General features: G+C 37.4%; 9 protein-coding genes. 2 read left to right on the plus strand and 7 right to left on the minus strand.

The window, feature by feature from the left end; translation table 11 throughout:
- The first annotated feature begins 83 nt into the window (after positions 1 to 83).
- Positions 84 to 536, plus strand: a complete 453-nt coding sequence (locus H4O18_RS05025) for a ferritin-like domain-containing protein (RefSeq protein WP_187582047.1) — start codon at positions 84 to 86, stop codon at positions 534 to 536.
- 241 nt (positions 537 to 777) lie between these two features.
- Positions 778 to 1,680, plus strand: coding sequence for a mechanosensitive ion channel family protein (locus H4O18_RS05030; RefSeq protein WP_187582049.1), 903 nt, complete (start codon positions 778 to 780; stop codon positions 1,678 to 1,680).
- A 197-nt stretch (positions 1,681 to 1,877) separates the two neighbouring features.
- Here the strand turns inward: H4O18_RS05030 and H4O18_RS05035 are convergent, their stop codons facing one another.
- From H4O18_RS05035 to H4O18_RS05065, 7 genes are all read right to left on the minus strand, one after another.
- Complete coding sequence (locus tag H4O18_RS05035; RefSeq protein WP_187582051.1) at positions 1,878 to 2,255, minus strand: hypothetical protein; 378 nt, start codon at positions 2,253 to 2,255, stop codon at positions 1,878 to 1,880.
- Positions 2,256 to 2,522: 267 nt separating this feature from the next.
- Complete coding sequence (locus H4O18_RS05040; RefSeq protein WP_187582053.1) at positions 2,523 to 3,560, minus strand: family 43 glycosylhydrolase; 1,038 nt, start codon at positions 3,558 to 3,560, stop codon at positions 2,523 to 2,525.
- Positions 3,561 to 4,101: 541 nt separating this feature from the next.
- Positions 4,102 to 5,148 (minus strand): hypothetical protein, encoded by a 1,047-nt coding sequence (locus tag H4O18_RS05045; protein WP_187582055.1) that lies wholly within the window; start codon positions 5,146 to 5,148, stop codon positions 4,102 to 4,104.
- A gap of 206 nt (positions 5,149 to 5,354) precedes the next feature.
- A complete protein-coding gene (gene hsdR, locus H4O18_RS05050) occupies positions 5,355 to 7,739 on the minus strand; it encodes an EcoAI/FtnUII family type I restriction enzme subunit R (RefSeq protein ID WP_187582057.1) in 2,385 nt (794 codons plus the stop codon).
- A 183-nt stretch (positions 7,740 to 7,922) separates the two neighbouring features.
- Positions 7,923 to 9,371 (minus strand): ATP-binding protein, encoded by a 1,449-nt coding sequence (locus H4O18_RS05055; protein WP_187582059.1) that lies wholly within the window; start codon positions 9,369 to 9,371, stop codon positions 7,923 to 7,925.
- Between the two features lie 52 nt (positions 9,372 to 9,423).
- The gene (locus H4O18_RS05060) at positions 9,424 to 10,632 is read right to left on the minus strand and encodes a restriction endonuclease subunit S (protein ID WP_222942343.1); all 1,209 of its coding nucleotides are present in this window, start codon (positions 10,630 to 10,632) and stop codon (positions 9,424 to 9,426) included.
- Positions 10,629 to 12,083 carry a class I SAM-dependent DNA methyltransferase gene (locus H4O18_RS05065; RefSeq protein WP_187582061.1) on the minus strand — a complete coding sequence of 485 codons (1,455 nt, stop codon included), beginning with the start codon at positions 12,081 to 12,083 and terminating at the stop codon, positions 10,629 to 10,631. Before H4O18_RS05065 ends, H4O18_RS05060 begins: the two co-directional genes overlap by 4 nt.
- Between the last annotated feature and the right edge of the window lie 60 nt (positions 12,084 to 12,143).

The raw sequence follows: 12,143 nt of genomic DNA on the forward strand, positions 1-12,143 counted from the left end.
TTTAACAAACGGTTTAGTATCTTGAAATTGTTATATGTCAACCGGTAGACATTTCGTATAAGTTACCGTTAAAATATAAATCAATGAATAAGGATATTAAAAAAATCGAGGACAGGATAAAAGATGTCATCAGAAAAAATGAAGATGCCGTAAAAGGTTTTGACAATGCGGCTGAATATGCCAAGGATGTAGGCATACAAAATTACTTTGAAAATAAAGCCAGGGAAAGAAGGATGTTTATAACGACTTTAAAGAATTCATCGCCCGAACTTAAATTGGGAGATAACGAAATTGATGGCAGTGCAGCAGGTACCGCACATCGGGCTTGGATGGATATTAAGGCGTTTTTTTCCGGTGACAAGGACGAATCCATGTTGGAAGAAGCTGTGAGGGGAGACAAATCGGCTATTGAGGAATATAATGAGGTTTTGGCTGAGACTTTAGTCCCACATAGGGTAAAAGAAATTTTACTTGAACAGCGCAATGCCATTCAGAACGATTTGGAAACATCTAAAATCTTGGAAGATTTTAGGTAGTTTTCCGCCTTTGTCAAAAATAGAAGAACCCTTTTCTAAAAGGGTTCTTTGTGCCATGTTTAGTTTTACTATGCAAACTACACAAGGTTTCTAAGCCACGCTCATGGCTTTATGACTATTAAGACATTCCTGCATCTTTTCTTTTAGCTACGCAATGTTCGTTCTAGGGCGTTCACCCAATCAATATGGGGGGAATGCTGAAGTGTTCCCTTAGGCATCGCTTTTTTATTAAATAAGACCAATGGAAAATACCGACATTACTTTAACGGAGTCCCTAACCTCTTTTGTGGACCGGTTTATTCAACAATTACCTGGAATTGGATTAGGTATTCTAATCATTATTCTGGGTTTATTAATTGGTTCATGGTTAGGACAATTTGCAAGGAGGCGTATTGTTGCTTCAACACAGGATCCGCTCATGAGCAAATTTCTTGGAAAGGCCTTAAAGTACACGCTTATAGTAATTGCCATTATGCTGGGGCTTCAGGCTGCAGGCCTTGGTGGTATCGCTACAGGAATCCTGACAGCCGCCGGAGCGAGTGCCGTAATTTTGGGCTTTGCATTCAAGGATATCGGTGAAAATTTTATAGCTGGAATCATCCTAGCATTTAGTCGGCCCTTTGAAGTCAACGATACTGTTGAAATAGGCGATAATTTTGGAAAGGTTAAAGCTTTGGAATTTCGTTACACCAAACTAAAGACTTTTAATGGCAAAGATGTTTATATTCCCAACAGCGATGTCCTTACCAAACCAGTTACCAACTATACTGAGGATGGTTTTTTTCGTTGGGATTTTATCATCGGCATAGCTTATGAAGATAATATTGAAGGCGCTAAAGAAACTGTAATGAAGGCTTTGAGGGAAGCACCTGATGTTATTGAGGATGAAGAACACGAAAACTTCGTTATAGAAGACGAATTGGATACCAGTACCGTAAACCTCAAAGTTTTTTTCTGGGTAGACACTAAAGATTTCAGGCGTATGGCCCTTATCACCAAGGGAATCGTAGTGAAAAATGTAAAAGAAGCTTTGGAAGATGCAGGTTATTACATGCCCGCCGATATTCAAGAAATTAAGTTATATAGAGGGGAAACCGATTTTCCATTGCGGTTGAACCAGCAACAGGAAGTAGAGAAAAAGTAAAGTAATAATTGGGTTGTGTTCCGAATCTAGTAGAACATTGAAATGATGGTTGGCTTAAACCGAGGCCTTTTGCTAATCGATTAAAACGGTATGGCTCATAAATTTTCAATGGATAGAACTAAAACAGAAGGAACAGGGCGGTCTGGGCAAAATACATTTACTTGAAGTAATTCATATAATCCTGCGCATTTATAATTTTAAGATTGGTCATTTGTAGTTAAAGACCATCCCATAATTTCCTTACGTATCTCTTCTGGGCTACGTTGTCTACTTTTTGCTATAGAATCGATAACCTTATAGAAGCTTCCCTTTTCATATTCGGTGTCTTCCTCCTTTATAGCAGGATAATGTGAAAGGTATTCGTCCCTTACCGCTAGCCATTGCGATTCTAAATGCAAGTCAAGTTTCGTTGTATCTACTCCTCCATTATTAACGGGTTTTCCCAATTCCTCTGCTGAAATCCCAATGGATTCTCTTTCATGGTAGTCCTGGCCTAAACCATGGTTTTGCGGAACATTGTTTTCCAAGCCTCTGAAAGGCTTTTCTTTATCTTGATTCTTTCTATCTGTAGTCATTTGAAAATATATTAGATTAATATTCCTTGATTGGGTAAAATTACAAATTGGACAATATTAAGCTTGCTCAAATGGAGTTATTAATAACCTTAAAACCTTGATAATTAATTAAATCAAAACTGGGTAGTTATAAATATGTCTTAAACAAAAAAATCCAACCTATTTAACTTGGTTGGATTTTTATTGTTCAGATCGTCGTGAACTGATTTGGTATAATACCCCAGTTCTCAATGGTGCCAACAAATTTTTGGTGGGGCCGCCTTCCTTTTATTTCATTTCGAAACGCTCTAGGTAAACAACGCCTCTTTTGCCCTTTAGGGAAATACCCCATCCCGGAATTTCATTGGCCTGGTTCCCATCCTCCAAATGTGGACGATAAAGGCCTGGAGCTATTGGAATCTTCTTTAGATTTTCTTCCATTGGGGAAAAATTTATTCCATCCTTGGCCCAATGTATGGTTTTGCTAATCGATGCCAGGGATGCAATTCCCCCATTATGGTTCCAGATCAATACTTCATGTCCCCTATCAATCAAGGGTTCGGGGTGCTTTTTATAAGGTCCCTCTGGTTGGTCGGCCATGGCGACCCCCATTTTAGTGAGCCCGGGCCCTTTTTTTCCATGAACAATAGAGCGACCCTTGTAATACAACCAAATTTTACTATCCTTTACCAACAAACTGGCATCATCTATACGGTAGCTATCAAAATCCTCGGCCACCTCACTAACCTCCAAAATTGGATTGTTTTTTACCCTAACGAAAGGACCTTCGGGACTGTCGGCAACTGCCAGACCAATGGCAGTAAAATCGTTCGTTGTATTATTTTCAAACTCTTTTTTTGCATTACCGGGAGTAGGTTGTACACCCGTATAGTACAAATAATATTTTCCCTTATGGGCCAATATATTGGGGGTAAAAACAGAATGGCTATCAAATTCGCCCTGCTGACCCACATCCAAGGCCATGCCCTGCTCTTCCCAGGTACGCCCCTCATCTTTAGAGGTAGCATACCATATGGTTGCCCAATAGCCTGCCGTTGTTGGTCTATCCATTCGAGAATACCACACATAATAGGTGTCCCCAACTTTTATAACATCACTATTGTCCCGCCTATTGTACAGACTATCTATTCCAATTCCCGGAATCTCCTGATAGGTAAATTTTGTAGGCGTATCGGCCACTTCTGCAACACTGACCTCTTCTTTTGGTTTCTCTTCGCTTTTAGACTTACAGCTCACCATAAACATCAGTGCCACTACGGTACAAATAGGGAATAGATACCAGGTTTTTCCAATTGATTTTTTCATTCGTTTTTAATGTTTAATTACAATTATTCTAAAATATAATACTCTTTTGTTCGCTCAGTTTTTCGCCTTCTCCTAATCCTCTTTCATCCGTTTCCAGCCTTCACTAAACTTTGTACATCATGTCCCGACTCTAGGCCTATTAAACCTTTGCCAGGGATGGTATTGAACGGCTATAGCTACTCCAGGCCTATTTTTCAAAAGCAAGCACTACTTTATCTAGAATTGGTTTTGATTCGTTTTCAGTTGCATCCGCATATTGATGTTGCCACTAGTAAAACAACCACTTGTAATACTTTTTGTGCATGTACAATGAAAATATGAGTCTTTATTTCTTAAATAGTACATTTATACACTGTAGAATATGCCTAAAACAAAAAAATCCAACCTATTTTCATAAGTTGGATTCTATTTTTTGATACCCCTCTTGGGCTCGAACCAAGGAGAGTAACCTTTTGTAATCCAACTATTTGACAACTTGCCAACTTAATGGGTAACCGAATTGTATGCCTTTAAATTTCATACTAAAAATAATGAATAATTCTTAAAGTGGTGGATTTTTCAAAAAGGTCATCATTTTTTTTCTTCTAAATTCTAAGAATAATTCTAAGTTTTTGACTTCACCAACCGTGTTGCCCCATTCGAAATTTGAATAATGCCATTTACTCGATGTATCCTCCTTAATTTTAATATTTGGCGGTAAAATATTACAAAAATCACCATATAAATCATTTGCCTTTTCTATTAAAATTTTTCGAACTATTGGTGAAAAATCCGAGGGTCTGATAAGACTTGCTGGCAAAAACACAGTATTTGTAGGTGCCGTATAAAGCCCATAAATAGGAGTATTATCCTCAATATCTACCATCTCGAATTCCTGATACATTCTGTTCTTATAATCCTTGTGGTCTGCTAAATGGGCCATTGCGTATCCTCTAGGGCCATGTTTTGGAAATGGTTTTCCTCTAAATACAAAGGACCACAAATGTTTTGGATAATCATTATCATCTAGTTGCAAGGCGTCTGGAACTAAACCATCCTCAATTTCAGTATGTTTACGGAAATAGGCGATTTCTTTACCACCTGAATGTCGCCTTATACCAGGAAAAGCACAGGGTGATTTATGCCACAAATAAATATTGGGATTGATGTTATGTAACCTTAAATTTGCCCTCCATACCGTCCAATTTTTGTTGTTATCCTCAACAAGTACCTTAACTATATCTGGATGTAAAAATTTAGCAAATCTGGCGTTTAGTTTCACTAAATCGTATAAATCATCATTTGAAGGGCGAGACCATTCTGGCCAGTCCTGTTTAGGTCTTTTAACTTTATGACTTATTCGGTTACTTGCAATGGGGTTATTTTCAGAAACTTGGGTTGGCTCTTTACCTTTTCTAAATTCAACATATAGTTTTATGGCTTGCTTTAGGGTAGCAGAACCAGTGTATATATCTCCATCAATTTTCAATGGGTGTCGCTTAGGTGTATTATTACGTTGGTCTTTTTTAGTATAGGTTAATTTTTCTATTAGACCATTGCATTCATCGCTATTATAATGCTGATCTAAATCACCCATTTGATCTTCCACCCGAACACAATTGGAGTACCTAGATTGTGCAACATTTCTTTTAAATTTTAATAAGAGCCACGACTTAAATTTCTCCTCTTTCAAGCGTTCTATTTCTTAAATTATTTTAATTAGTTTGCAAACCCCTCCTTATTCCATTTTATTAGGTTTGGCGATTATCTGCTAAGTTCTTTAGACTGTTTATACCTTAATTAGCGTAAGGACTTTCATCTCGCCGCACCACCGTACAAATAACTTTGAAATCCTATAAACGATTCTCTTATGGTTTTAATAGCCCCCAACTCACGTTTTGCATCGGCAATAGCCTTGTATTTCAGTTCCAGTAAGTCGGGCAGTTTAGCATCGTCGAGTTCGTCCACACCTTCTTTTACATACTGATCCAAAACAAAATTCAAGAAATCCTGTTGCTTGGGATTGTAATCTCCTAATTGGACCTTGGCCTTCTCTGCCCTTTCTATGCGTGGAACCAAGTCTTTATGATAAGCCACATAGTTTAAAACATCATAGAGGTCACTATTTTCGCCATGAACCAAATTACGTAGATCTTCCAATTGCGAATTGTTATAGCCCTTTTCATTCAGCTCTTCCAATAACTTCTTTCTTGTAGTGGGCAAGCTCCAAATCCTTCTCAGTTCTTCTTCATTTTTAAAGAATGAGGGCAAGTCCCCGAACAGCTGTTCTATAAACTCTTTGGCTGAAATAGGCATGCCTGAAGGGCTCCAGAAAGAAGTTTTAACCATGGAATCTATTTCACGAACCTTATTGTCCGACAACCTTACCTTTATCATTTTCTTAGGAGGGACATCACAAACACAAGGGTCATTTTTACAGACCTCACAGATTGGGGGTGGTTCATTAACGCAAGAACATGGTTTTGGTTGCCCACATACTTTACAGTCACCTTTACCTCGTTTGCCTTTTTCATAAGGTTCTGGTTCCAATGGCTCACCATCCCATTCAGGGTCTTTAAAATGGTCGTGAGCATTTACAAAATCAAATACTGTGAAATATTCTTTTCCATCAAATAAACGAGTGCCTCTACCCACAATCTGCTTGAACTCCACCATGGATTTTACTGGACGTAATAGCACAATATTTCTTATCTCAGGTGCATCCACCCCTGTACTCAACTTCCTGGAAGTGGTCAAAATGGTAGGGATATTTTTTTCATTATCCTGAAAATCCCTTAAATGCTTTTCTCCCACCTTGCTGTCATCCGCGGTAACCCTATGACAGTAATTGGTGTTTTTACTATTTGAATATTGATTGATTAAATCCCTAATGGCAGCAGCATGCACTTGGGTGGCACAGAACACCAAGGTCTTCTGGTTCTGGTTAATCATATCCATAAAAATCTTCACCCTATACTCCTCACGCGCCTTGATTTCTATAATTCGATTAAAGTCAGCTTCCGTATATTTCTTGTTAGTTTCAATCTCACCTGTTTCTACATCATCATCCCCAGTATATTCATATTCGTCTATTGTGGTACTGATCTCTTTCACTTTAAAAGGGGTCAAAAAACCATCGTTGATACCTTCTTTAAGGGAATAGATATAAACTGGATCCCCAAAATACTTATATGTATCACCATTTACATCTCGTCTTGGAGTTGCTGTTAAGCCCAATTGCACTGCTGGACTGAAGTATTCCATTATTGCCCTCCATGTACTTTCATCATTGGCACCGCCCCGATGACATTCATCTATGATAATAAAATCAAAAAAGTCCTTTGGATACTCACCAAAGTTGGGTGTTTCATTTGGTCCAGACATAAAGGTCTGAAATATGGTAAAGAAGATATTTCCATTCTTTGGCACCTTACCTTGCTTTCTAATTTCGTCCGGTGCAATACGCACTAATGCGTCTTCTTCAAAGGCATTAAACGAGTTAAAGGCCTGGTCAGCCAAAATATTACGGTCAGCCAGAAAGAGTATTCTAGGCCTACGTTGCCCATCTCTTCTAATATTCCATTTGGCATGGAACAATTTCCAGGCAATTTGGAAAGATATGGCTGTTTTTCCTGTCCCTGTGGCCAGTGTCAATAGAATTCTATTCTTTTTTTCAGCAATAACCTCTAACACCTTTGTAATGGCATTATTTTGATAATATCGAGGTTGCCAAGTACCACTTCTATCCTCAAATGGCACAGCAAATAAGCGTTCCTTCCAATTTGCAATTTCTACCTTATATTCTTCTTTGGGAGTCGGGAAGGTCATTTCCCAAAGTTCGTCTGGTGACGGAAATTTACTAACATCACCTTCCGTACCTTCATCCATATCTACACCATAGATTTTTAGTCCATTAGTAGCATAGGTGAATCGAATCTGTAGGCGTTCAGCATAGTCTTTAGCTTGCCCAAGTCCATCTGTATAATATTGATCACGTTTTTTTGCTTCAATAACACCGATACGCCTATTTTTATATTCTAAAACATAATCAGCACTTAGTTGAGAATAGTTCCTTACACCTGGTTTTTCTTTATTAGTGATTGGAAATTCAGGAATAACACGACTACCAGGAACAGTGTTCCAGCCTGCCTCCCTAAGTTTAGGGTCTATTAATTCATATCTAGTTTGTGCTTCGTTCATTTGCTTACAAAATTCACCAAGGAGTTAATAATTTCCTCTTATAAACATTTTACCCCAACTAAACGTTAATAACTTCATCTTAATTGTTAATAACTATCACATGACCATCACATAAGAATTCCCCTGTAAATCAAGAGCTTGCAATTCATTTAATACTAAAACGCACTAGCCTATCACATAAGACTATGCCCAAAATGGCACATAACTAGCATATTTTCTTGACTTATTAGAAGGGTCCACTTCCTTAATTACGTTTTCTTCAAGCGCATCCCTAATTATTCTAGAGGCAATTGAGTAATTTTTAGCATCTATTTTAAAGCGTTCTCTTAAACTCTGATTTGTCATCTTTTCGTTGGATACGTATTTTAAACACGCATGTTGATAGCACGCCCTAATCTTCTCCTTTTTATCCAAATCGTTCAATGTCCTGTAAGAATACATAGAAACCCTTGTTCTGGTTTCATCTATAATCACATTAACTGGGGGCAATTGATAAAGCTCATTAAATGCTATTACCTTGTCCATGCCACTACCTTTTTCTTCGCAATAACCCATTCTCCGCATTAAATCTGCAAGCCTATCGTTTCTTGAGACATAGCCATCAATGAACCTTTCCGGAGTTATTAAGGGCTTTCCAGGATTAGAGATTTCAATCCTATCAGAAAAAATCTCGATCATCGGAAATCCTTTATAGGTGAAATCCTGATGAATGATGGCATTTGCAATCAGCTCTCTAATGGCTATTGCTGGATACATAGTGGTTTCATGTCGCAAGGCCTTACCTATTTCCTCATTGGCAGGTAGTTGACTATTTACCCAATCTACAAGACCTTCAAAACCAACAGCATAGCCCTTTTGCCCTATTTGTTCCCGTATGGTTTCCACCTTGTTTTTTCCCTTATAAACTATTACCCGAACGGATTTCCGTTCCAATCCTTCGAAATCTTTAAAATTTTTCGCGAATAGAATTGCAGCTATATTAAGAATTTGATACCCTTGCCTTCCTTTTAACAAAAGCTTCTCCTCCAAAAACTTTTCTATCACACCATTTTGGTTTGTAGGATATGGCATATTCAATAATTCAAAATACGTTTGCGTATTCAACAAACCAATAACATCACTTGCTGAAACTCCTGCAATCGCTATTTCTTGTTCAAAAGGAACAGCATTATTCTTCCAAATTTTACGTTCTTTTTCTGGAAACTCGTTTAATTTTCTTGTAATTGTATTAATGCGTATGTAAGCTTGGTGTAAAAACTCTACAGGTTGGTTCTTAGCAGCTGGTATGATGTATAAAGATAAATTTAAGTCTTCTTTGGTTTTAAACTCATAGACTTCAAAGTCTATTTTTGGATTAATTCGGGTTGCCAGCCAATGTTCTAAATCTTCTTTTCCCTTTTTATGTGATTTTGCTTTGAAGTTGGTTCCCTTTATGACATGTGATCCATCTTCTATACCAAAAACCAAATATCCAAATTGCTGATTATGAATACATGCACCATTGGCCAAAGCAGAAATTCGGTCACCTATTTCATTTTCAGAATGAAAGTTAAGCTTAAACTCAACCCATTCGCTTTCATTGGGTTGTTTTACCAATTCGTTCACTAATTCTATAAGCTGGGTTCTTGTCATGTATTAATCCGTATATTCTATTTTTGCCCCTAATCTGGTAAATTACAAATATTTAATATTTTAATTTGTACCCAACATTTTCTTCTGCCACAGGCTGCATCCCACTTTCCACCCAATTCTTTGTCAAATCCCCAGCAAAAGCCTTTTGAAAAATAGATTTTTTGAGTTCTTCTAAAGATTGTAATTTTAAAACATATAGTTCTTTAATACTTTTCTGATACAAATCTAGACTTGATATGACCTTCAACACCTTATTTTGTTTATCAATAGTAGGAAATGGAACTGGAATTGAGTTCAACATTCTTTGATTTAGTTTTGGTTGTGCCATACCGCTTACGTAGTCATCCAATTTTATCGAATTTAAATAATACTCAATGAATTTTTGACTAATCTGGCTACTAAATCGTAATACATGTGCATGATTATTAACCCAATTTTTACCTGATATAGAAAAGGCAATTGGATAAGTACGGGCTAACAAGTTAGCGCCATCCTCAGATACCAAAAGTAAATCTTCATCAAAAAGATAATCTGCAACGTAATCAACTATACCTGAGGCTCCGTAGTAAGGTATTTCCCCTGCTATTCTTTTACTTTTTGTTATCGGAACTCTTTTACTGTCCAAATTATCACAAACCTCTCCCAAAGTCCTTTCATCCCAACCTTCACATTTTTGTGAGAAGATCTCATTAAGTTTGGATTGAAAGAGTTCTTTCGCATTTTCTATATTTTTCTCAATATTGGCTTTGGCCTGGTCTATGGCTTCAACGGCTTCATCTAATAGGGATACGATTTTTTTTTGTTCAACAAGTGATTTAGGATATGTAATATGAACCTTGTCAAAACTATTGTTATTTATTTGAGGGATAGAGGTTCCGTTACTTAATTCTTGTAAATCAATAGATTGAAACCAATAATATAAATACTCAGAATCTAACTTTGCAGTCGGTACAATGGCCATTGTATTTAAATCAACAATAGTCGGTCTAATTACCTTCCTTTTTTTATTCGTAGCAATTGCGCCTCCTCTTTTAGGAAAAATAACTGACCCTATGGGAATAATTTGATTACCATTTATATCACTTAAATCAACAAATCTAGACGAAGTTGTAATATTTACTTCATTTCCTTTTAGATTCATATCTCCAACTTTAGCATAGATAACTGCACCCGAATCCTTTTCTATGTCCTTACTAACCGTTTTACCGCTTTTAAAAACAGTTACCTTTTTTAAAATTTCCCGTTCCCAGCCCTCTCTCATATCAACTCTTTGATGGATTGTAAAATTGATTTGGTTTCAGTATCTAAAGCATCCATTTCAGTTAAAATATCTTCTGGACTACGCAATGGAGCTTCTTCTGGTGTGTTTGGGTTTTTAACGCTAAGGTCATAAGTATTGGTATTGATTCCAGCAACACTAAAATTCCATGATTGCTCCGATTCAGGTCTGATTTTATGCAGTTCCACAAAACTTGCTAAATCGGCATCATTCAAGGAATTTGTCTTACCCATGTTTCGTCCAGGATCCAACTGATAGTACCAAATATTCTTAGTAGGTTCCCCTTTTTGAAAAAACAAGACCACCGTTTTTACTCCTGCACCCAAAAAGGTTCCCCCTGGCATATCTAACACAGTATGGAGATTACAACTCTCCAACAACAATTGTCTTAATGCTACAGTGGCATTATCGGTATTACTTAAAAAGGTATTCTTTATGACTATAGCAGCACGACCTCCTGTTTTTAAACTTTTTATAAAGTGCTGTAAAAACAAAAAGGCGGTTTCCCCTGTTTTAATATCAAAATTCTGTTGTACCTCCTTACGTTCCTTTCCACCAAAGGGTGGATTGGCCAATATCACATGGAAACGGTTTTTCTCTTGGATGTCCCTTATGTTTTCACCCAAGGTATTAGTGTGGATAATGTTGGGCGCCTCTATCCCATGCAATATCATGTTCATGATACCTATGACATAGGCCAAGTTCTTTTTCTCTTTACCAAAGAAGGTCCTTTCTTCCAAAGTAGCCAGATTGTCCGTGTTTTTATCCATACGCTTATACATGTAATCATATGCCTCGCATAGGAAACCACAGGAGCCTGCCGCTCCATCGTAAACCTTCTCACCTATCTTTGGGTCCACTACATTTATCATGGCCCTAATAAGCGGCCTGGGAGTGTAATATTGCCCACCATTACGACCAGCATTACCCATATTCTTAATCTTGGTTTCATACAACTCGCTCAGCTCATGCTTATCAGTTGATGACCTAAAGGGAAGCTCGTCAGCATATTCAAGAATATCCCTTAAAATATATCCACTTTGAATCTTATTTTTTAGCTCAGAAAAGATTTCACCTATCTTGTATTCTATGGTCTGGGGATTATCTGCTGTAAGTTTGAATCCAGCTAAATACGGAAATAGCTTCTGGTCCACAAATTGGATAAGGTCCGGTCCTGTCATTGCAATGTGATGGTCCAATTTGCCATCATCCCCTTTTGGCATGGCCCAAATTGGCCAACGGTATTCCAGGTCTAGTATGTATTGGTATTCTTTGCCTTTTAACTCTGCTTCATCTGCTTTGTCTTGCTCTAGTTCATCCAGGTATTTTAGAAACATAACCCATGAGGTCTGTCCTATATAATCTAATTCACTATCTGCACCTGCATCTTTATATAAAAGGTCGTCAATATTTTTAAAAGTTTGTTCGAACATCGGTCATTTTGAATTTGTCTCTAAAAATAAAAAAAGGCAGCTATTAAACTGCCTCTTTAT

The sequence above is a fragment of the Arenibacter arenosicollis genome, assembly GCF_014397245.1.
Lineage (GTDB): Bacteria > Bacteroidota > Bacteroidia > Flavobacteriales > Flavobacteriaceae > Arenibacter > Arenibacter arenosicollis.